Raw genomic sequence first — 18,773 nt, 5'->3', positions numbered from 1 at the left:
AACGACTTGCCGTATTTGGACATAAGCTCATTCCGCGTATTGCGCGCCGCGAAGCGGTTGCGTACCGCACTCAAACGAAAAACGCCCCGGCGGAAGCCGAGGCGTTGATCGCTAGGTCAGGATCGCAGGTCGCCGTTTAGCGCGGCGCCAGGATCATGATCATTTGCCGGCCTTCCATGCGCGGCTCGTATTCGACCTTGGCCACTTCGTCGAAGTCGGTCTTGACCTTGATCAGCAGCTTCATGCCCAGTTCCGGGTGGGCCATTTCCCGGCCCCGGAAGCGCAGGGTCACCTTGACCTTGTCGCCCTCCTCGAAGAACCGGTGCATGGCTTTCACCTTCACCTCGTAGTCGTGGATGTCGATGTTGGGCCGGAGCTTGATTTCCTTGAGCTCAACGATCTTCTGCCGCTTGCGCGCCTCGTTCTTCTTCTTCTGCTCCTGGAACTTGAACTTGCCGTAGTCCAGGATCTTGCAGACGGGAGGATTGGCGTTCGGAACGATTTCCACCAGGTCCAGGCCGGCTTCCTCGGCCGCTTCAAGGGCGGACGCGGTCGGCATCTCGCCTTGCTTCTCGCCGTTTTGGTCGATCAGCAGGACGCGCGGGACGCGGATTTCATCGTTGATACGCGGTCCGTCTTTGACGGGAGGCGTTTGCATAGGACGGCGAATAGGGGCGGCTCCGGTACAGTTGAAGGTCATCGCGCGGCGCGACGGCGCGCTGCGAGAAAATGATATATGACCTGTCGGGCGCCCCCTATCAAGCGGCGCGAGATAATGAGACGTCCGCAAACCCGATCCTTTCGGGCCCAAGGCGGCAAAGGGGTTGGAAACGGTCCGGCGGGAACCCTGTTCTTTGCCTGCAGATAGTTGTCGCCCTACGCTATGACCCCGCATCGTCACACCCTGATCGAAGACGTTCACGCCCTTCTGATCGGTTCCAGCTTCATCGCCGTTGGCCTGACCCTTCTGAAGGCCGCCGGACTCGTCACCGGCGGCGTCGCCGGGGTGGCGCTGATCATCTCGTATCTGACCAACTGGCCCGTCGGCACCGTGTTCCTGCTGCTCAACATTCCCTTCTACGTTCTGGCTCAGCGGACCCTGGGCTGGGCCTTTACCGGCAAGACCCTGGCCACCAATCTGCTGCTGGCGGGCCTGGCGTTCGGCATGCCGCACTGGCTGACGCTGACCCGTGTTGACCCCGTGTTTGCAGCCGTGTTCGGCGGCACCATCATCGGCATGGGCATTCTGGCCCTGGCGCGTCACCGGTCCAGCGTCGGCGGCGTCGGCGTGCTGGCGCTCTATCTGCACGAGAAGCGCGGGATCAGCGCCGGCAAGGTGCAGATGGGAGCCGACTGTCTGGTGGTGATTGCGGCTTTCACCGTCATCAGCCCAGCCAAGCTGCTGCTATCGATTCTCTCCGCCGTAGCGCTGAGCATGGTGATCATCGCCAATCACCGGCCAGGACGGTACGCGGGCTATTAGTGTGGCAGCAGGCTCATCGCCGCGCTGGCCACGGTCGAGACGGGCAGGGCCTTGAGGTCGGGCGACTTGATCACCGCCACGTGGCCGCGCGGGCCGCACAGGTCGGGATTGGAGGCGTCCGAGAACAGGGCGATGGTCGGTGCGCCCGAGGCCGCCAGCAGATGGGTCGGACCTGTATCGTTGCCGACCACCAGGGCGGCCTTGGCGCCCAGCACGGCCAGTTGGGCGAAGTCGGTGCGACCGGTCAGGTCACGGGCCTGGCCGACCGACTTCTGGATCTGGCGGGCCATGGCGCTTTCCTGCGGACCGCCGATGATCACGATGTCGAGGCCTCGGGCCTTCAGCAATGAGCCCAGTTGCGCGAAGGCCTCGACCGGCCAGCGCTTTTCGGGCCGATGGGCCGAGCCGCCAGGCACGAACAGCACATAGGGCCGTGGCGCCGCGGCGCCGGCCACGGGGCGGGCTTCCTTTTGACGCCGCAGAATCCAGGACAGGTCCGGCGGCGGGGCGTTGCCGGGTTCGGTCGGCGCGTCCGGCCAGATGCCTGCGGCCTTCAGCTGGTCGGCCTGACGTTCCAGGGTGTGCATGTGCAGGCGCGCTGCGCCGCGCTGAGGCAAGGCGCAGCCCCAGGCGACGCCGCTCCATTGCGGCGCGAACGGGCGCAGGGCCTGGAAGTACCAGTTGGTGCGGCTGTTGGTCTGCAGGTCGTAGACGCGGTCGTAGCGCGCCTTGCGGAGGCGGCCGAGCATCCGGCTCAGATCGCCGAAGTCCTCGGGACGCCCGTCGGTCTCGACCGTGTTGAAATAGGGGCTGAGCTTGGCCAGCGCCTCGAAGGGCGGGGTGGTCAGCAGGGTGATCTTGGCCTTCGGGTGCGCCTCGCGGATCTTCTTCATCGCCGCGAGCGCGAGCACGAAATCGCCGAGGGCCCCCAGTTTGATCACCAGGACCTTCTTGATCTCCTTACTCAAGGTCTCCGCTCCAAAACTCTGGCTTCAAGCACGCGCGCATACACTTGGAGCGTGGCTTCGCACATGGCGTCCACTGAATACAACCGCCGAGCGCGGGCGCGGGCCGCTTGTCCCATGGTTTGACGCATCGCGGCCCCGGCGTCGCGGGCCGCCGCCAGGGCGTTGGCCCAGGCCTCGGCGTCGCCGGGCGCCACCAGCCAGCCCGTCTCGCCGGGCGCAACGGTCTCGCGGGCCGCCCCGTGGTCGGCGGCCAGCACCGGTCGCCCCATCACCTGAGGCTCCACGGCGGTGCGACCAAAGGCCTCAGGCTCCAGCGACGGCGCGATCGCCAGATCGGCCAGCAGATAGGCCGCGGGCATGTCGTCGCAATGGCCGACGATCCTGACGTCGTTCTCAAGGCCGGCGGCGGCGATCTGGGCTTCCAGTTCGGCGCGGTAGGCCTTGCGACCCTGATCGTCGCCGACCAGCAGCAGCAGAACGCCGGACTCGCCGAGCGCTTTCAGCCGCGCCATGGCGTCGATCAGCAGGGCCTGGCCCTTCCAGCGCGTCAGGCGACCGGCCAGCACCACCTTCAGTCGCCGGTCCTCGGTCGCGACGCCCCAGGCGCGGCGCAGGGCCTCGATCCTGTCGCAGCTGACCAGGCCCGGTTCGAAGCGGGTCAGATCCACGCCGCGCGGGATGGCCACCACCCGGGACGGATCGATCCCGTGTTCGGCGATGACATGGGCGCGGGTATATTCGGAGTTGGCGATCACCAGGTCGCCCTTGGTCATCACGGCGTTGTACCAGCGCTTGAGATTGGAGCGGGCGTTATAGACGCCGTGATAGGTGGCCACGAACGGGGTGTTGGTGAAGTGGGCGGCCCACAGGGCGCTGAAGGCCGGCGCGCGGGAGCGGGCGTGGACCAGGCTGACTTTCTCGCGGCGGATCAGGTCGACCAGCCGGGCGGCGTTGCCCAGGATCACCAGGGGATTCTTGGACTGGGCCGGCATCTGGGCCAGACGGCCGCCGTCGGCTTCCAGCCGCGAGGCCATGCGTCCGCCTTTTGTCGCGACCAACGCCTTGCCGCCTTGCGCGACGACGGCGTGGGCGACATCTATCGTCGTCTGCTCGGCGCCCCCCGTTTCCAGTTCAGGGGTGACCTGCAGCAAGGTGAAATCGGCGGGAAGTGCGGACACGCGACTCTCGGCTGGGGGACCCGTTTAGTTAGCGAAAGGATCAGGCTCGCGCCATGACCGAATGCCCTGAGTTCCTGGTTCGTGCGGACAATCAGCGCATGGCCTATCGCCGCGTCGCTGGCGAGGGGCCGACGGTCGTCTGGCTGGGCGGGTTCCATTCCGACATGACCGGGACCAAGGCCCAGGTGCTGGCCGATCAGGCCGAAGCCACTGGCGGCGCCTTTGTGCGCTTTGACTATTTCGGCCATGGCGAGTCCGACGGCCTTTTTCGCGACGGCACCATCAGCCGCTGGCGCGAGGACGCCCTGGCGGTGCTCGACGACCTGACCGAAGGCCCGCTGGTGCTGGTGGGCTCGTCGATGGGTGGCTGGCTGGCCTGCCTGGCGGCGCTGGCCCGGCCCGACCGGGTCAAGGCCCTGGTGCTGATCGCCCCGGCCCCGGACTTCACCGAAAAGCTGATGGAGCCCGAACTCTCGAACGAGGCCAGGGCGGCCATCGCCCGCGACGGCTTCTGGATCCGGCCGTCCGAGTATGACGACGGCGGCTATGCGATCACCCGCCAGCTTCTCGAGGACGGCGCGCGGTGGTCGATCCTGCCGGGGCCCGTGCCGATCGATGTTCCGGTGCGCGTCCTGCAGGGCGGCGCCGATCCGGACGTGCCGTGGACCCATGCGCTGGCCCTGGCCAACGCGCTGGTGAGCCAGGATGTCGTCTTCACCCTGATCAAGGACGGCGACCATCGCCTGTCGCGGCCGCAAGATCTGGAGCGGCTGGTGGCGGTGGTCTCGGAGGCGAAAGGGCTGATCGAGATGGATGAGGATCCGGTGGCCCGCCGCCTGGCCCGCGCGGCCCGGGCCCGCAACGCCGCGATCGTTTCGGCCGAGCATTGGGCGGCGGCGGATATCGGGCCGGATGAGGAGTAGGTGTGGTTTTAGGCCCCTTGTGATAGGGTTCAATCTCATCATTGCGAGAGTTCGATGACCACGCCGGCGTCGTCTATCATCGAGTTGCAGTCTGATCTCGACGATCAGGTGACGGCGATTGCCGCGAGCCTGGATCGGCCCAAGTCCTGGGTGATCGAGCAGGCGGTGCGGGAGTTTGTCGCCGTGCGTGACTGGCAAACCGCCGCCATAGACGAGGGCTTGCGGGCTGCCGACGCCGGTCATGTCTTTGACCATGGGCAGGTCGCCGATTGGGTCGCATCCTGGGACGGTCCAAACGAAAAGCCGATACCCAAGCGGAGCTAGCCGTGCGTCTGGTTTGGACGGAGCCAGCGGTGCGCGACCTGGCTGCGGCGCGCGCCTGGATCGCCGCCGACAGTCCCCATGCTGCTGCGGGGCAGGTGATGAGAGTAGTCGAGGCGGTCGCCAAGCTCCCTGATTTTCCGCATGCCGGACGACCGGGACGTTGTGCTGGAACCCGGGAACTCGCAATTCCTCGCACGCCGTTCCTGATCGCCTATCGCGTTCAGCCGGACGCGGTCGAGGTGCTGCGCCTGCTTCACGGCGCCAGGCGATGGCCCACGCGCTTTTAACGGCTAGCCGCCCCCCGCCAAAATCGCCCTCAGGCCCTCCCGATAGGTCGGATACTTGGGCCGCCAGCCCAGCTCCGCCTTGGCCCGGGCGTTGGAGACCCGCTTGTTCTCGGCATAGAAGCGACGGGTGGCGGGCGACAGGCCCAGTTCGTTGAACGGCAGGTCGGGCGGGGTCGGAACGCCCAGAAGGCCCGCTGCGTAGGCCATCACGTCCTGCGGCGGGGCGGGTTCGTCGTCGCACAGATTGTAGATCCCGCCGGCCCGGGGGCGGTCCAGCGAGGCCAGCAGGCCGCTGACGATGTCGTCCAGATGGACGCGGCTGAACACCTGGCCCGGCTTGACGATCCGCCGGCCTTCGCCGGCCCGCAGGCGGTCCAGGGCGCTGCGGCCGGGACCATAGATGCCGGGCAGGCGGAAGGTGGTCACGGTCAGGCCCATGCCGCCGCCGACCTGGGCCCAGTCGCGCTCGGCTCCCACCCGGCGGGCGCCCTCGACGGATTGGGCCTTCAGGGGCGAGGTTTCGAACACCCAGCGGCCGTCGAAATCGCCATAGACGCCGGTCGTGGACAGATAGCCGATCCAGTCGGGAAAGGCCTGGGCCTGGGCCAGGGCGGGAATCACCGACTGCAGCGCATAACAGCCGTCCGGACCGGGCGGGGAGGTGATCAGCACCGCCTTCACCCCGATCAGGGCCTTGGCCATGGCGGCGCGATCGTTCGGATCGACCGGTTCGACACCCGCCGCGCGCAGCGTCGCGGCTTGCTCCGGGGAGCGCGCCGAGGCGATGATCGTCCAGCCGCGCGGCCGCAAGGCGCGGGCGAACGCCTCGCCGACATAGCCCAGACCGAACACGAACAGACGCAAGATCAGAACTCCGTCGTCTCAACAAACAGGGGCCGAATGAGCCCTCGAAACACCGCGCTTGCCAACCCCTCAAAGGGCGCTTGCCAAGGCGAGATCGCTCTGCCATAAGCCGCCTCCTCGTCGCGGGGCGGTTCTTTCGCTTCCACGATGCGGGCGTAGCTCAGTGGTAGAGCACAACCTTGCCAAGGTTGGGGTCGAGAGTTCGAATCTCTTCGCCCGCTCCATTCCTTCACACTCGGAGGGTGGAACGAGACCCGAGAAATCCGGATGCGGGCGTAGCTCAGTGGTAGAGCACAACCTTGCCAAGGTTGGGGTCGAGAGTTCGAATCTCTTCGCCCGCTCCAATTTCTCCTCAAGGTCCCAGACGCCCTGTTTGCCGCTTTAGCGAGCGCCCGCCCGGGGCTTCGCCGATCGCGGTCTCACGGCTCTTGGCCGGACGCGGCGCCGCAACCTCACGCGGAAATCCGCTGAAGGGATGGGAAGGGCCGCGGAGCGTCCGGGCCTCGCCCGGAGGATTGGGTAGTGAATACCGTTTCGACGAAGACGAACGCTCCGCGCAGCCGTTATTCGGGAGCATCGCCGGGATTGGCGGGGTTTTAACCCGCTCCGGTAGCTAGGCCCCCGACGGGCAGGGTGTTGGCGCACCCTGGACCGCATGGGCGATTTCAGCCCATGCCTGTTGCGCGTCATCGGTCGTCGGCAAAGGGAGTTCCCGGCGGTCCGGGCCTGGCCTCAACACGGGACGGTCCTCGAGGGGTGTCCACGCTCAGCCATACCCCGCCGGGCCTTCGACGACGGCCGACGGGCGCTACCCGCTCGACCACCCCTGCCAGTCGCAACGGTCGCCGTACGTGCGCCCTTCCCGTGCTGTCAGGTGAGATTGATTATGCGGGCGGTTTGAACGCGGAGGATTGGCGCGCTCGTTTTATTTGTAGAGCGTTGATTTTGCTGTGTTTCACAACGGAAACGACGGGGATAAACTGCGCCCAATCCCCGTCGTCCAGTCCTCCATCAACCCCTTCGCCATCAGTCCCGCCGCCGGGACCGGCAAGCCCGGCCGCCGGCGCCGACAACGGACATGGCGAGAGGCTGTTGAGGGTGGGGAGCGGGCTGAAAGCAAAAGCCCCACCAGCAACACACTCTTGTCATCCCGGCCGTAGCGCAGCGAAGCGCCGGGACCCAGGGCAGCCGCGATGCGCTGGCTCTTGGTATAGGGCGATATCCGCAAGCTCCTGATCACATAAGATAGCGTCGAGCGACGTTTAAGGCAGCAGGCCGTAGCCGGCGCGCTGCGGTGGCCCCTGGGTCCCGGCGCTCCGCTGCGCTACGGCCGGGATGACAAGGTTTTTGGTGACCTGGTCCAGAGCCGAAGGGAAAGCGGACCTTTCAACCGTCCGCTCAGGGTCGGGAACGGAAATTGGACCTCGTCCGGAATGCGGACCTTGGACCTCACCGCGCGACAGCAGAGTTGTCATCCCCGGTGAAAGGCGGAGCCGCGCCGCGATGGACGGCTGGCGTTCGCGACGGGTCTCAATTGCGGCGCGCCCCCTCTAACCCTGCGGGCCAAAACCGACTATCACCGCCGCAAACGGCAAGAGGAAACCGGTGTCATGGTCAGGATCACGGTGCTGGGCGAGTGCATGGTCGAGATGTCGCCCGACGGCGTTTCGGACGACGGCGCGCCGCGCTATCGGATGGGTTTTGCGGGCGACACCTTCAACACGGCTGTCTACATGGCCCGTCTGGGCGACGCGGTGGCCTATTGCACGGCGCTGGGGCAGGGGGATCCGTTCAGCGAGGGCGTGCTGGACGCCATGCGCCGCGAGGGGCTGGACACCCGGCTGGTGCGCGAGGCGCAAAACCGCCTGCCGGGCCTGTACGCCATCGTGCTGGACGACAGCGGCGAGCGGAAATTCCACTACTGGCGCGAGCGGGCGCCGATCCGCGACCTGTTTTCCGAACATACCGCCGACCAGCTGATCGAGGCCGCCAAGGCCAGCGACCTGATCTATCTGTCCGGCGTCACCCTGGCGGTGATCGGCGATATCGGCCGGGCGCGGCTGAAGGACATCCTGGCCTATGTCCATTCGCTGGGCGTGGCCGTGGCCCTGGACTTCAACTATCGGCCCGCGCTGTGGCCCAGCCCGGAGGCGGCCCGCGCCGCCCTCGACGGCGTCGTGCCGTCCTGTCGCTACATCTCGCTGAGCAGCGAGGACTCCCGTCCGCTGTATGGCCGGGAGGCCGAAGAGCTGGCCGCGCAGTGGGCGGCGAGCGGCGCCGAGGTGGTGGCGCGCGACGAGAGCCACGCGGTCAATGTCCATCGCCCTGAAGGCCGATCCGCCACGCCGGCCCCGGGCCGGGTGAAGGCCATCGACACCACCGGCGCGGGCGACAGCTTCAACGCCGCCTATCTGTCGGCTCGCCTGGCCGGCCTGCCGATCGAGGCGGCGGTGGAGCGCGCGCATCGGCTGGCGGCGACTGTGGTGTCATGTCGCGGGGCGATCGTGCCGAAGAACTTGATGCCCACTTGGGAATTGACGTAGTCACCGTCATCTCCTGAAGCGTAGATCAAAGTCGTGGCCATGGCCGCAGTTTTTTGATCTTATAGTTTTGATTTTCCTTGTGAATTTTACATTTCCAGTTGTGTCATGAGGGGCGCCAGGCAGCAGGTTGCCTTGAGCGCGCGTTTCTTGCGGCCGGCGGTGGCCGCGCTGGAGGAAACCTTTCTCGAGATTCGTCAGGAGACCGACGCGGCGCTCGGCCAAGGGGCAGCTCAGCGCTATGGCAAGCCCTATCCGCTCGGCTATTGTCTGGAGATCACTCAGGATGTCCTGACGCGACTGCGTCAAAGAGTGCTTAAGCCGCAGCTCGCCGGTGAACGGGCGATCAAGGTGTTTCTTGACCACGGCGGCACAGGGCAGCGGATATGGGGCGCCCTGCGCGAGCAGTATTTTCAGAACGCGCTGCAGTTTGGCGGGCTGTATATCGATGTCGCCAATGACACGGTGAACGTGGCCAAGCCCAAGGTCGAGATCCTGCCGATCGATCAGTCAGGGTTCGAGCCGATCCGGGACATGGCTCATTTTGGGCAGATTGCCGAGCGCTACTGGGACATGCGCGTCTACGCCAACCACGCGCTCCCGTCATTGGCGCCGATGTTTCCCATGATCGGTGTCTGGCCCAACGGTCAGGTCTGTTTGCAGCCCACCATGCGCTGCATGAGCGAGATGCTTCGCAAGGATCAATTCGCCGACTCCGAGAGCTGGCTCATCTGCGGACCGCCGCCGCCGCTCTCGATCATCGAGGCCATCAGGGCAGGGTGTCCTGAAGATCTTCTCGCCGCCAATTCCTCGACGGGGCGAAAGCCGGCCGTTGAACATTGTCGCTGGGCGCGCAGTGAGCGCCTGGCGTTCAACGCCGACTGGTGCACGGCGCGTATCGCGGACCTGGAGCGTTTAGAGCCGCCAATCCCCGTCCCGTGACGGGAATTCGACCCCTGGGGTCGCAATTCAATCAAAGGCTTATATTCCTATTGTAGCGTCACGATAGGAAAGTTATCCTCATATGCGGAAAATCAACCTAGATTCGGGGTGTGGTCGCTGGATCGCGATCCCGATGAGAGGACGCCATGTTGGTTCAAGCCTTAGAGGATATCTGGGCGATCACGCCCGATCCCCGTCGCGACCGTTTGACGGTCGCTTTCGTCACCCACCTGGTCGCCATGGCGACCGATGTCTCGCCCAGCGAGATCGCTGCGCATCGCCGCACCTCGGGCGCGGCCGCGCGGGCCCGGCAGATCGCCATCTATCTGACCCATGTCAGTTTCCACTGGCCGCTGGCCCGGGTGGCCTTCGCGTTCGGGCGCGATCGCACCACCTGCGGCCATGCGTGTCACAAGGTGGAGGACCTGCGAGAGGACGCCGCCTTCGACAGTCGGATGGCGGCGCTGGAGGACTGCATGCGCCAGGCGCCCCGCCAGATCCTGGAGTGGGCGCGATGAGCGGGCCTGCGGACCCGGCGTCCGATCTGGAGACCGAGCACAGGGCCACCCGCGCCGCGCGCCTGCTGGCCCGTCCCGGCGCGGTGATCGAGGCGGCGCCTCTGGGCTATGCGGTGCGGTTTGGACCCCATCGTCGCCGCCGGCCGATGCTGATGCTCGACGAGGCCGCCTTTCAGGTTCTGGTCCGCATGGCCCGGCTGAAGCCGCGCGCCCAGGGCGGCTGGTCGCTGGCCCCCGCGCCGCCGCCGCCCAAGCCCGCGCCGCCGGCGGGCTGTCCCGGGGTGATTGAGGGCGAGCGGCTCATCGAGGAACCGGGCCTGGGCCTTGTCGCCTTCAAGGCCAATCTGGGCGAGTCGCCGATCGCCTGGCTGGCGCGGCGTCGGGATGGCAAGGGGCGACCCTGGCTGACCCCGGTTGAAGCCGCCGCCGGCGAGCGACTGCGCGAGGAGTTCCAGAGGGCGGGAACGGTGGGGCGTCTGACCATGAACTGGGACGGCGCCCCGCGCGTCGACGGCGGGCGCGGCCTGGGGCTGGAACCTGCCGAGCGCGCCCGGGCGGCCAAGGACCGTATCGCTCGGGCCCTGGAAGCCGCGGGACCCGGCCTGCGCGAGATCCTCGAACATGTCTGTCTGGCGGGCACGGCGCTGACGGCCGCCGAGCGATCCCTGGGCCTGCCGCGCCGGGCCGGCAAGACGGTGCTGAAACTGGCGCTGCAGCGGTTGGTGGCGCACTACCGCATGGGCTGACGGCAAAAGGGCGGGACTTCGCGGTCCCGCCCCTTCACAGCGTCAAGCTTCGCGGCCGGGGCCGCGAGGGTCGAAAGCCTAGTGCTTCATCATGTGCTTGATGTCGCTCATCTGGTCGTGGCCGGCCTTCACGGAGGTCCAGGCCTTCTGGATCACCGCGCGGGTCTGGACGTCGACATCGGTGTCTTTCAGGGCCTTCTCGTACTTGCCCTTGATGTGGTCTTCGCCGGACTCGACCTCGTTGATCACCGCCTCGTCGCCCTTGCTGAGGCTGTCGCGCAGATTGACGAAGGCGCGGTGGGCGGAGGCCAGAACGGTGCCGTCGTCCTTGGGCTCGCCACCCAGGCGGCGTACCTCGTCCTGGAGTTCGGACACGATCGTGCGACGTTCCTGGGCGCGCTGCTCGAACAGGGTCTTGAAGCGCTGGCCCTCGGCGTCCTTGGCGGCGGTGGCGTAGCCGTCAGCGCTGTCGATGGTGGTTTCGACCAGGCCGTTGACGAGCTTGATATGGTCTTCGTTCGTATGGGTCATGAGTGTTCCTTCAGAATTGAACCTTGTAGAATCAACGCGTTAAGTCGCGATCGGTTTCCGTCAGGCGAACTTCTTTCCGACAAGACCCCAGGCCGCCGTGGCGGCGGTGATCATCGGGCCGCGCGTGCGGCGATTGATCAGCAGAACGCCCACGACACCGGCGCCCAGCAGGGCGACGGCGACGGGGATCTTGCGGCCGGCCAGGGTGACCTTGCCGTCCCCGTCAGGGGTGAGGACATAGTCGGGTGCGGGCGCCGCAGGCTCGGGGGCCTCGGCCTTGCGACCCAACAGGCTGGAGAGTTTGCGGGCGGCGCGCGACCGCTTGGGTTCGGCGGCGGGGCCGCCGGGGATGGAGTCGTAAGCGACCATCGTGAGGCTCCTTGCTAGGGTTGCCTCGAACAACGCGGCGGATCGCGAGGCGATCCCTGGGCTGTCAGTCCTGCTGCGGGTCAGGGGTCCCCAGATGCGAGATGCCCAGTTCCCGGGCCCGCTCGACCTGACGCTGGCGCTCGGCATAGCGGGCCTTGCTGTGGTCGTCGCGCGTGTCGTGGCAGGCCGGGCAGGCGACGCCCTCGACATACAGCGGCGAGGCCTGTTCAGCGGGGTTGAGCGGCCGTCGGCAGGCCCGGCACAGGACGTGGGTGCCCAAGGACAGGCCGTGGCCCACCGCCACCCGCTCGTCGAACACGAAGCATTCGCCGCGCCACAGGCTCTGTGATTGCGGCACCTGTTCCAGATAGTCGAGGATGCCGCCCTTCAGGTGGAAGACCTCTTCCACCCCCTCGGACTTCAGGAAGGCCGTCGACTTCTCGCAGCGGATGCCGCCGGTGCAGTACATGGCAACTTTCAGCGGCGGGGCGTCTGGGCCGCGCTGGTCTTCCAGATCGCTCCGGTATTGGCGAAACCAGTCGGGGAAGGCCGAGAAGCTTGTGGTCTTGGGATCGACCGCGCGCTCAAAGGCGCCGATGGCCACCTCGTAGTCGTTGCGGGTGTCGATGACGATCACGTCGGGATCGGCGATCAGGGCGTTCCAGTCGGCGGGCTCGACATAGGTCCCGGCCTTGGCGACCGGATCCAGGTCGGGCAGGCCCAGGGTGACGATCTCCTTCTTCAGCCGCACCTTCATGCGGTGGAAGGGCATGGCGGGCGCCCAGGCGGTCTTGGGCGTCAGGTCGGCGCAACCGGGCAGGGCGCGGATGTGGTTCAGCACCGCCTCGATGGCGGCGTCGGTTCCGGCGATGGTGCCGTTGATCCCCTCGCGGGCCAGCAGCAGCGTGCCCTTGGCCCCCTGGGCGCAGCAGGTCTTGGCCAGCGGCCCCTGCAGGGCGGCCGGATCAGGGAAAAGCGTGAACCGGTAAAGGGCGGCCACGCGGAAGGCTTTGGGGTCAGGCGTCATCTCGGGCGAGGCCATAGGCGTTTCTGAACCGGGCCTCAAGCGCTGGCGGAACCAAGTTTTGGCTTGGCGGTTTAGCTGACATGAGCATCCTGATCGTCATCCTAATCGCCCTCGTCCTCCTCGGACTCGCCCTCTACGTCGTTCAGAGGTCGCCGATCCCATCCCCTGTGAACTGGATGATCCAGCTCATTCTGGTGGTCATCGCGATCCTGTTCATCGGCAATCGCGCGGGCTTCTTCTAGGCCGTCAAACGCCTCTGGCGTGACTAGCCCAGCACCGCCTGGGCGTCGCGCTGGATGCGGGCGACCATCGCCTTGAGTCCGTTCGAGCGCTGCGAGGACAGGGCCTCCGACAGGCCCAGCCTGTCGAGGGCCGCCTTGGCGTCGAAGGTCGCAATGTCCTTGGCCGGCCGGCCCGAATAGAGCCGCAGCAGAATGGCGATCAGCCCGCTGACAATGTGGGCGTCGCTGTCACCGCGAAACGCGATCGTCCCGTCGGGCTGAGGCTCCGTGACCAGCCACACCTGGCTGGCGCAGCCCAGCACCTTGTTGGCGGGCGAGCGCTCGGCGTCGCTGAGCGGGGCCAGGTCGCGCCCCAGCTCGATCACGTAGCGATAGCGCTCTTCCCAGTCCCCCAGCAGTTCGAACTCGTCGGCCAGTTCGGAGAGCGCGGCGTCGATGGGGCGTGTCATGGCCGCTGCTTAAGAGGCCTGTCGGCCGCTGGCAAGCGATCAGCCTTCTGGCAGGGTCAGTTGCGCCGTCAGGCCTGAGCCCGGCCGCGAGGTCAGGCGCAAGGACCCGTTCATCGCCCTGGCCAGCAGATCAACGATCGGCAGGCCCAGGCCCGCCCCTTCGCCGGTGCGCGTCAGCGCTGAGCCGCCCTGTTCGAACGGGCGCAGCAGGCGCGGAAGCTCTTCCTGCGCCACACCGGGTCCCTGATCGACGATGGAGATCTCGGCCAGCCCCCCCGGCAGGCTCTGCACGAACACACAGATTCGGCCGCCGACCGGCGAATGGGTGATGGCGTTCTGAAGCAGATTGCCCAGCATGGTGCGCAACCCGCGGCTGTCGGCCAGGACCGAGGGCAGGGCGCCCGCGCCGGGAATCTCGATGGCGATCTGGCGCTGGTCGATCTCGGACTTCAACTGCTCGGTCGCATCCTCGAGGGCCTCATCCAGGGACTCGGGCGCCAGGTCCAGGTCGGTGACATGGCCCTCCAGGCGCGCGATTTCCACGATCTGGTTGACCAGCTTCAGGAGCTTGAGGCCGCTGTCATTCACGATCTGGGCGTATTCGCGGTACTGAGGCGCCCCCAGCGGTCCGTAGAGTTCACGCGACAGGATTTCGGAAAAACCCAGCACGGCGTTCAGCGGCGTCCGCAACTCATGGCTCACCATGCGCAGGAACGAGCGCTTGCGGTCGTCCAGCGCGGCGCGACGACGTTCATGGGCCGCAGCGCGACGCGCGGCCGATGTGTCCTGGCAGGGTGGCGCGTCGAGGGACGCGGATTGAGGCATAGGGTGGGCTCCCGGACGTTCTGTCCGCATTTAACAGTCGGAACCTAGGCGGATTGCGCTTACCATTCCGTTTCCGTCCACAAGCCCTCCACGACGAATGATCGCTTGATGATTGAGCGGTCTGGAGCGAGGGCCTCAGTCGCGTTAAGGTTTGAAGACGGCGACGGATGACGTCGTGTTTGAAGGAAGTCGCCCGCTCTTGGAATTCGAACTGCTTCCGGACCCGTTCTTGCGGCCCGCACGCCCAAAGCGTGGCCTGGACGCTGCACGCGTCTGGCGTCTGGGCTGGTTGGCGGCGATCTTTCTGGCGGCGGGCGCGACGGCTTTTCTGAACCAAACCGTCGATTGGCCGATCTGGACGGCGTTTATCGCCGGCGCGGCGCCGGCTCTGGCCTCCTATCCTCTGGCGGGTGAAACCTCGCGCGAAGACGATCGGATGCAGTCCTTGATGCTGGTTTTGTGGGCTGTGGGCGGATCTGCCGCAGCGGTGCTGACGGGCGGGGTGTCCGGCGCGATGAGCGCCTGGTGCCTGGCCCCGGTGGCCGCCGCCTCGACCCTGACCGCGTCGCGCCGCCTCGCGGAAGGCGCGGCCCTGTCCCTGATCGGCGGCTGCGTTGCGGCGCTGATCCAGCTGTCAGGTCTGGCGCCGGCGGCGCCCACCGGCGCTTTGGCCTTTATCCTGGGCTTTCTGGCCTTGACCACCACCGGGCTTGGCCTGGCCACGGGCCTGCTGATCAGTCACCGACGGGTTGGGGTGCGCGATGTGCGCCACAGCGCGGAAATGGCGTCGCTGGACCTCTTGCTCGACGGTCTGCCGCAACTGGCCCTGGCCGTGAACCCCAAGGGCAAGATCAGCGCCGTGCGCGGCGCGCCGCCCCCGGGCGTCACCATCGCCGACATCGTCAATCGCGGCCTGACCGGCGCCGCGGCGCCGAACGACCGGCAAAAGGTGAGCGCAGCAATCACGCAGGCCCTGCGCGACGGTCAGGCTAGCCTGACCTTCAATCCCGCTCTGGGCGTGGAGCGGATCGTCGCCCTCGATCTGCGCCGGGTCTCGCCGGTGCTGCTGGTCGGGCTTCTGCGCGACGTGACCGTTGAACGCACGCGGGAGAGCGAGCTGGACCGCGCCCGCGCCGACGCCGAGGCCCTGGCGGCGGGGCGCGCCCGTTTCCTGGCCAATATGAGCCACGAGCTGCGCACGCCGCTAAACGCCATCATGGGTTTTTCCGACATCATGCGTTCGCGCATGTTCGGCCCCCTGACCGATCGCTACGGCGAATATGCCGAGCTGATCCATGAAAGCGGCGGTCATCTGCTGGACCTGATCAATGACGTGCTGGACATGTCCAAGATCGAGGCCGAGCGGTTCGAGCTGTCGCGCGGGGTGTTCGACGCCCGCGAGGCGATGACGGCGGCCATGCGGCTGATGCGGGTCCAGGCCGATGGCGCCGGGGTGCAACTGCGCGGCGTGCTGCCGCCCAATGATCTGGAGGTCGACGCCGACCGCCGGGCGCTCAAGCAGATCGTGCTGAACCTGATTTCCAACGCCCTGAAATTCACCCCGCGCGGCGGCCAGGTGACGGTCACCGCCGACGGCTATGACGGCGTTCTGGAGATCATCGTCGCCGACACCGGCGTCGGCATCGGCCCCGAAGACCTGGAACGTCTGGGTCGCCCCTATGAGCAGGCCGGCGGTGTCGACCAGCGCGCCATGGGCACGGGGCTTGGCCTGTCGCTGGTGCGCGCCTTCGCCAAGCTGCATGGCGGCGAGATGCATATCGAGAGCCGTCTGGGCGCGGGCACCAGCGTTTCGGTGCGCCTGCCGGTGCTGCTGGCCCCGCTGAAGGCCCAGACCCCGCCGCCCGAGCCGCCGCCGCCAGAGGCCTCCGAGCCTGAGGCGTCCGAGCCCGAGCCGCCCGTCAATCTGGGCGACAATGTCGTGGCCTTCTCGCCGCGCTAGGCAGAGGAGGGCTTGGCGGCGGTTTCGATCGGCAGGTCTGGTTGAGAACGACGGGTGGTGAGCTCAAGGTCTGAATTCTGGACGGCCTCTAATTTCCGCGCGCGACCCTAGTCGGACCTTTCATGCGTCCGTAGTGTGACCTAGCTGTACGGAACCGCCCCATGCCTGCCACGCTCAAGACTACCAAGATTATTTTTGCCGTCTGTTTTTGCTTGATTGTCATCTTGGGCGGCTTGAAGGCAGGTTTTCGCCTACCGGCTCTGGCCGTCTACCCGTTCATGGGTTTGGCTTGTTTCATCGGGATGTGGGCTGCCCTCCGTATGGAGAAGATGCGACGCGCCAAGAGCGCCAAGGCGCTGAGAGACGGCCGCTTCACCGATTGACGGCTAGGTCCGCTCACCACCCTTCAGAGACGTTCCGAAGGTCCGCTGTCGGGCGGGGCCTCCGCACTTGCATAGCGTGATAGAAGACCGCACGTTCTCGCCACCAACGCTGGAGCCTCCGATGTCCGACTTCACACCCGCTAGTTGGATCGCGATTTTCTTGGCGATCAGTGGGGGGCTAATCGTCGTCTTCATGAACCGCAGAGGTCAGTAGGCTGGCGCCCGCTCGCCACCCCATGCCGCCGTCCGGCCCCACCTGTCCAGCCTGGCCGCCGGCGCTGACCGGCTGCCTCTAGCGCAAAAACGCGCGCCCAGCCGCGAAGTCGCCGACCTCGACATAGGCCTTGCGCACCGCGTCGCGGCCGCTCCTGTCGGCGAAGGTGAACTCGATCGTCACCGCCTCGCGCGGATCCAGCTTTGAAATGGCCTCGGCCGCCGCGATCGGGAAGCGGAAGCCCAGGCCGGTCTTGGCGCCGGTCGGCAGCAGGGTGACGGGCGCCTCCTCGCGGGTCTCGGCGTTGAACACCTGGCTGGCCGACCGCGGGGCCACCTTGGACGACAGGCCCGCGCCGCCGCGCATATTGATGTAGGGGCCCTGGGTTCTGGCCGTGTCACGCATCACCAGCCGGGCCGCATAGGGCTGGGCGCCGTCGGCGAAGGTCGCCACGGTTGCGACGGCGTTGCTTTTGCCCACCAGGCCAAAGATCAGCCGATCCGGGCCAAAGCTGCTGGGTTGCGACAGTCGCCACAGCGGGATGGTCGCCGAAACCCCGCGCTCGGCCTGCCAGGCCGAAACATCGCCCGGATAGTGCATGCGCTGCAGGGTGGCATAGGCTTCGAAGGCCGAGCGCACCCGATCGGCGGCGGTGGTCATGTCCTTGGATCGGCACGAGGCCTGGGCCGCCTTGGCGCGGGCCCGCTGTTCCAGGGCTTCGACATCGGCCTGGGACGCGCCCGACCGCAAGGTCGCGCCGCGCGCCTGGGCCCGCGCGGCGTCCAGCGCCGAGCCGACGGTGCGCGCGAACAGCTGGCAGCGCGCGTCCGCGGCCGTCATCAGGGTGCGTTCATAGAGTTGGTCGGCGGCGTTGGCGGCCAGCAGGACGCTGGGCGACATCAGGCAGACCGCTCCCGCCAGGAAACCCGCCCATCGCCAGTTGTGGGCGGGGCGGAACGTCGCGACCCGCGATCGCCGAAGAGGGGAGCCGGTCTCGACGGCCATCGGGTTTTTACTCCTGGACCCCGGTCCGGTTCGAAAGAACAGGCTCGGGCGCGTCTTTTTCTCGTATGCTGCGAGATGAAGGGGCATCTTAGGCGCCTCAGGGTTGCGGTTCGGTTAGCATGCTGTTGTCGACGGATATCTGGGCCGGGGCGCTGATCCGCCGGGCCGAACTGGGCGGCGCCTTCGCCACGGTGGTCCGCAAGGGCGACGCCAAGGCGGGCGCGGTTCTGGTCAAGGTGGTCGACCGTCGCCAGAACACCGCGCGGCTGTTCGCCGAGGCGACGCGCGGCGATGGCGAGCGGTTCTGGATGCAGCCGACCAAGTCGGATTTCGAGCCCGACCTGGACGCCTATGCCGAGCGCGCGGCGCGAATCGATCCCGACATCTGGGTGATCGAGATCGAGGATCGAGACGGACGTCACTTCCTCACCGAGGCCGTCGAGGCGTAGGGCGATTGGCGCGATGTCGCGGCCAATCGACGACCGAAAACACCGGTTTTCGGCGGCGTTAACCTCGCTCCTAAACCGGACCTAAAGTTCGCTGCGGCATTGTCTGGGCGTGTAACCGCTTCCAGAGATTATTGCCCGAACCGCCATGCTTTTCCTCATGAACGATGTCGTTTTCAGCTTTGACGCCGCCGAACTGGCGCCGCCGATGGCGCGCGATCGTTTCGCGAAGCTGTCGCTGGGCTATGTCAGCGAACTGGGCCGCGAGCTCTATGCCGAAGAGCCGCTGTTGCAGATGAAGGATCCTGAGCGCGCCAAGCGACTGGCGGCGCTGATCATCACCAAGTCGCCGGAAATCAACGCCGCGCTGTTTGTGGCGCCGGCCCGCGGGTGCCTGGCGGATCAGGTTCAGGTCCGCTATGCGCAGATTGGTCTCGAAGTGATGGGCGCGCTGATGCAGCGCCAGAAGGCCGGCTCACTGACCAATGTCGAGGCGGACCGCCAAGTCTGGCGCCGACTGGCGGCCTGACGAGAGCCTTCTCCGCCCAG

23 protein-coding genes and 2 tRNA genes are annotated in these 18,773 nt (G+C 66.9%); 15 read left to right on the top strand and 10 right to left on the bottom strand.

The genetic code is table 11. The annotated features are described in order from the left end of the window. Positions 1-136 precede the first annotated feature (136 nt). Positions 137-658: a translation initiation factor IF-3 gene (infC, locus tag ACW18B_RS18080; protein ID WP_492048393.1), complete on the bottom strand. Its 522-nt coding sequence runs from the start codon at positions 656-658 to the stop codon at positions 137-139. A gap of 225 nt (positions 659-883) precedes the next feature. Here infC and ACW18B_RS18075 point away from each other — a divergent pair, with 225 nt between their 5' ends. After that, entirely contained in the window at positions 884-1,483 is a 600-nt protein-coding gene (locus ACW18B_RS18075) for a YitT family protein (protein WP_492048392.1), read from the top strand. On the opposite strand, the gene ACW18B_RS18070 is transcribed toward ACW18B_RS18075, so the two are convergent. Both ACW18B_RS18070 and ACW18B_RS18065 read right to left on the bottom strand, forming a co-directional pair. Continuing rightward, a complete protein-coding gene (locus tag ACW18B_RS18070; RefSeq protein WP_492048391.1) occupies positions 1,480-2,451 on the bottom strand; it encodes a glycosyltransferase family 9 protein in 972 nt (323 codons plus the stop codon). The genes ACW18B_RS18075 and ACW18B_RS18070 overlap by 4 nt on opposite strands. Then, positions 2,448-3,629, bottom strand: coding sequence for a glycosyltransferase family 4 protein (locus ACW18B_RS18065; RefSeq protein ID WP_492048390.1), 1,182 nt, complete (start codon positions 3,627-3,629; stop codon positions 2,448-2,450). The genes ACW18B_RS18070 and ACW18B_RS18065 overlap by 4 nt, the downstream gene beginning before the upstream one ends. Before the next feature lie 53 nt (positions 3,630-3,682). Between ACW18B_RS18065 and ACW18B_RS18060 the strand changes: the two genes are divergently transcribed. The 3 genes from ACW18B_RS18060 to ACW18B_RS18050 are packed head-to-tail and all read left to right on the top strand — an operon-like array spanning position 3,683 to position 5,163. Further along, complete coding sequence (locus ACW18B_RS18060) at positions 3,683-4,552, top strand: alpha/beta fold hydrolase (RefSeq protein ID WP_492048389.1); 870 nt, start codon at positions 3,683-3,685, stop codon at positions 4,550-4,552. Between the two features lie 54 nt (positions 4,553-4,606). Then, on the top strand, positions 4,607-4,876 hold the full coding sequence (locus ACW18B_RS18055) for a CopG family ribbon-helix-helix protein (protein ID WP_492048388.1): 270 nt from the start codon (positions 4,607-4,609) through the stop codon (positions 4,874-4,876). A 2-nt stretch (positions 4,877-4,878) separates the two neighbouring features. After that, the gene (locus ACW18B_RS18050) at positions 4,879-5,163 is read left to right on the top strand and encodes a type II toxin-antitoxin system RelE/ParE family toxin (protein WP_492048387.1); all 285 of its coding nucleotides are present in this window, start codon (positions 4,879-4,881) and stop codon (positions 5,161-5,163) included. Between the two features lie 3 nt (positions 5,164-5,166). Here the strand turns inward: ACW18B_RS18050 and ACW18B_RS18045 are convergent, their stop codons facing one another. Beyond that, positions 5,167-6,027, bottom strand: a complete 861-nt coding sequence (locus ACW18B_RS18045; RefSeq protein ID WP_492048386.1) for an SDR family oxidoreductase — start codon at positions 6,025-6,027, stop codon at positions 5,167-5,169. Between the two features lie 149 nt (positions 6,028-6,176). Between ACW18B_RS18045 and ACW18B_RS18040 the strand changes: the two genes are divergently transcribed. From ACW18B_RS18040 to ACW18B_RS18015, 6 genes are all read left to right on the top strand, one after another. Continuing rightward, positions 6,177-6,251 (top strand) — tRNA-Gly (locus tag ACW18B_RS18040). Positions 6,252-6,296: 45 nt separating this feature from the next. Then, a tRNA-Gly gene (locus ACW18B_RS18035) sits at positions 6,297-6,371 on the top strand. Positions 6,372-7,637: 1,266 nt separating this feature from the next. Next, positions 7,638-8,570, top strand: a complete 933-nt coding sequence (locus tag ACW18B_RS18030) for a sugar kinase (RefSeq protein WP_492048385.1) — start codon at positions 7,638-7,640, stop codon at positions 8,568-8,570. 132 nt (positions 8,571-8,702) lie between these two features. Continuing rightward, positions 8,703-9,509 (top strand): hypothetical protein, encoded by an 807-nt coding sequence (locus ACW18B_RS18025; RefSeq protein ID WP_492048384.1) that lies wholly within the window; start codon positions 8,703-8,705, stop codon positions 9,507-9,509. A gap of 146 nt (positions 9,510-9,655) precedes the next feature. Further along, the gene (locus ACW18B_RS18020; RefSeq protein ID WP_492048383.1) at positions 9,656-10,027 is read left to right on the top strand and encodes a helix-turn-helix domain-containing protein; all 372 of its coding nucleotides are present in this window, start codon (positions 9,656-9,658) and stop codon (positions 10,025-10,027) included. Then, complete coding sequence (locus tag ACW18B_RS18015; protein WP_492048382.1) at positions 10,024-10,773, top strand: DUF6456 domain-containing protein; 750 nt, start codon at positions 10,024-10,026, stop codon at positions 10,771-10,773. The genes ACW18B_RS18020 and ACW18B_RS18015 overlap by 4 nt, the downstream gene beginning before the upstream one ends. Positions 10,774-10,851: 78 nt before the next feature. On the opposite strand, the gene ACW18B_RS18010 is transcribed toward ACW18B_RS18015, so the two are convergent. The 3 genes from ACW18B_RS18010 to trhO all read right to left on the bottom strand — a co-directional run bounded on the left by ACW18B_RS18010 (position 10,852) and on the right by trhO (position 12,700). Further along, positions 10,852-11,304 carry a PA2169 family four-helix-bundle protein gene (locus ACW18B_RS18010; RefSeq protein ID WP_492048381.1) on the bottom strand — a complete coding sequence of 151 codons (453 nt, stop codon included), beginning with the start codon at positions 11,302-11,304 and terminating at the stop codon, positions 10,852-10,854. A gap of 60 nt (positions 11,305-11,364) precedes the next feature. Further along, a complete protein-coding gene (locus ACW18B_RS18005) occupies positions 11,365-11,673 on the bottom strand; it encodes a hypothetical protein (protein WP_492048380.1) in 309 nt (102 codons plus the stop codon). Between the two features lie 64 nt (positions 11,674-11,737). Further along, on the bottom strand, positions 11,738-12,700 hold the full coding sequence (gene trhO / locus ACW18B_RS18000; RefSeq protein WP_492051777.1) for an oxygen-dependent tRNA uridine(34) hydroxylase TrhO: 963 nt from the start codon (positions 12,698-12,700) through the stop codon (positions 11,738-11,740). 80 nt (positions 12,701-12,780) lie between these two features. Between trhO and ACW18B_RS17995 the strand changes: the two genes are divergently transcribed. Next, entirely contained in the window at positions 12,781-12,942 is a 162-nt protein-coding gene (locus tag ACW18B_RS17995) for a hypothetical protein (RefSeq protein WP_492048379.1), read from the top strand. A gap of 23 nt (positions 12,943-12,965) precedes the next feature. On the opposite strand, the gene ACW18B_RS17990 is transcribed toward ACW18B_RS17995, so the two are convergent. Both ACW18B_RS17990 and ACW18B_RS17985 read right to left on the bottom strand, forming a co-directional pair. Beyond that, entirely contained in the window at positions 12,966-13,391 is a 426-nt protein-coding gene (locus ACW18B_RS17990) for a SufE family protein (RefSeq protein ID WP_492048378.1), read from the bottom strand. Between the two features lie 39 nt (positions 13,392-13,430). Then, positions 13,431-14,216, bottom strand: a complete 786-nt coding sequence (locus ACW18B_RS17985; RefSeq protein ID WP_492048377.1) for a sensor histidine kinase — start codon at positions 14,214-14,216, stop codon at positions 13,431-13,433. A 199-nt stretch (positions 14,217-14,415) separates the two neighbouring features. On the opposite strand from ACW18B_RS17985, the gene ACW18B_RS17980 reads away from it, so the two are divergent. Next, positions 14,416-16,176, top strand: a complete 1,761-nt coding sequence (locus tag ACW18B_RS17980) for a sensor histidine kinase (RefSeq protein ID WP_492048376.1) — start codon at positions 14,416-14,418, stop codon at positions 16,174-16,176. 161 nt (positions 16,177-16,337) lie between these two features. Beyond that, the gene (locus ACW18B_RS17975; RefSeq protein WP_492048375.1) at positions 16,338-16,559 is read left to right on the top strand and encodes a hypothetical protein; all 222 of its coding nucleotides are present in this window, start codon (positions 16,338-16,340) and stop codon (positions 16,557-16,559) included. Positions 16,560-16,851: 292 nt separating this feature from the next. On the opposite strand, the gene ACW18B_RS17970 is transcribed toward ACW18B_RS17975, so the two are convergent. Continuing rightward, on the bottom strand, positions 16,852-17,673 hold the full coding sequence (locus ACW18B_RS17970; RefSeq protein ID WP_492051775.1) for a hypothetical protein: 822 nt from the start codon (positions 17,671-17,673) through the stop codon (positions 16,852-16,854). A 224-nt stretch (positions 17,674-17,897) separates the two neighbouring features. On the opposite strand from ACW18B_RS17970, the gene ACW18B_RS17965 reads away from it, so the two are divergent. Further along, the gene (locus tag ACW18B_RS17965) at positions 17,898-18,227 is read left to right on the top strand and encodes a DUF1491 family protein (RefSeq protein WP_492048374.1); all 330 of its coding nucleotides are present in this window, start codon (positions 17,898-17,900) and stop codon (positions 18,225-18,227) included. 145 nt (positions 18,228-18,372) lie between these two features. After that, on the top strand, positions 18,373-18,753 hold the full coding sequence (locus ACW18B_RS17960; RefSeq protein WP_492048373.1) for a hypothetical protein: 381 nt from the start codon (positions 18,373-18,375) through the stop codon (positions 18,751-18,753). Positions 18,754-18,773: the final 20 nt, after the last annotated feature.

It is taken from the genome of Caulobacter sp. FV2ps19, assembly GCF_058681035.1.
Note: the sequence above shows the minus strand (reverse complement) of the source record. Positions and strands in the feature narration are given on the sequence as shown.

What these genes read in the sequence shown, in the direction of transcription:
- infC (WP_492048393.1), bottom strand. Translation starts at nt 658, where the DNA reads ATGCAAACGCCTCCCGTCAAAGACGGACCGCGTATCAACGATGAAATC.
- ACW18B_RS18075 (WP_492048392.1), top strand. Translation starts at nt 884, where the DNA reads ATGACCCCGCATCGTCACACCCTGATCGAAGACGTTCACGCCCTTCTG.
- ACW18B_RS18060 (WP_492048389.1), top strand. Translation starts at nt 3,683, where the DNA reads ATGACCGAATGCCCTGAGTTCCTGGTTCGTGCGGACAATCAGCGCATG.
- ACW18B_RS18055 (WP_492048388.1), top strand. Translation starts at nt 4,607, where the DNA reads ATGACCACGCCGGCGTCGTCTATCATCGAGTTGCAGTCTGATCTCGAC.
- ACW18B_RS18030 (WP_492048385.1), top strand. Translation starts at nt 7,638, where the DNA reads ATGGTCAGGATCACGGTGCTGGGCGAGTGCATGGTCGAGATGTCGCCC.
- ACW18B_RS18020 (WP_492048383.1), top strand. Translation starts at nt 9,656, where the DNA reads ATGTTGGTTCAAGCCTTAGAGGATATCTGGGCGATCACGCCCGATCCC.
- ACW18B_RS18015 (WP_492048382.1), top strand. Translation starts at nt 10,024, where the DNA reads ATGAGCGGGCCTGCGGACCCGGCGTCCGATCTGGAGACCGAGCACAGG.
- ACW18B_RS18010 (WP_492048381.1), bottom strand. Translation starts at nt 11,304, where the DNA reads ATGACCCATACGAACGAAGACCATATCAAGCTCGTCAACGGCCTGGTC.
- ACW18B_RS18005 (WP_492048380.1), bottom strand. Translation starts at nt 11,673, where the DNA reads ATGGTCGCTTACGACTCCATCCCCGGCGGCCCCGCCGCCGAACCCAAG.
- trhO (WP_492051777.1), bottom strand. Translation starts at nt 12,700, where the DNA reads ATGACGCCTGACCCCAAAGCCTTCCGCGTGGCCGCCCTTTACCGGTTC.
- ACW18B_RS17995 (WP_492048379.1), top strand. Translation starts at nt 12,781, where the DNA reads ATGAGCATCCTGATCGTCATCCTAATCGCCCTCGTCCTCCTCGGACTC.
- ACW18B_RS17990 (WP_492048378.1), bottom strand. Translation starts at nt 13,391, where the DNA reads ATGACACGCCCCATCGACGCCGCGCTCTCCGAACTGGCCGACGAGTTC.
- ACW18B_RS17985 (WP_492048377.1), bottom strand. Translation starts at nt 14,216, where the DNA reads ATGCCTCAATCCGCGTCCCTCGACGCGCCACCCTGCCAGGACACATCG.
- ACW18B_RS17975 (WP_492048375.1), top strand. Translation starts at nt 16,338, where the DNA reads ATGCCTGCCACGCTCAAGACTACCAAGATTATTTTTGCCGTCTGTTTT.
- ACW18B_RS17970 (WP_492051775.1), bottom strand. Translation starts at nt 17,673, where the DNA reads ATGTCGCCCAGCGTCCTGCTGGCCGCCAACGCCGCCGACCAACTCTAT.
- ACW18B_RS17965 (WP_492048374.1), top strand. Translation starts at nt 17,898, where the DNA reads ATGCTGTTGTCGACGGATATCTGGGCCGGGGCGCTGATCCGCCGGGCC.
- ACW18B_RS17960 (WP_492048373.1), top strand. Translation starts at nt 18,373, where the DNA reads ATGCTTTTCCTCATGAACGATGTCGTTTTCAGCTTTGACGCCGCCGAA.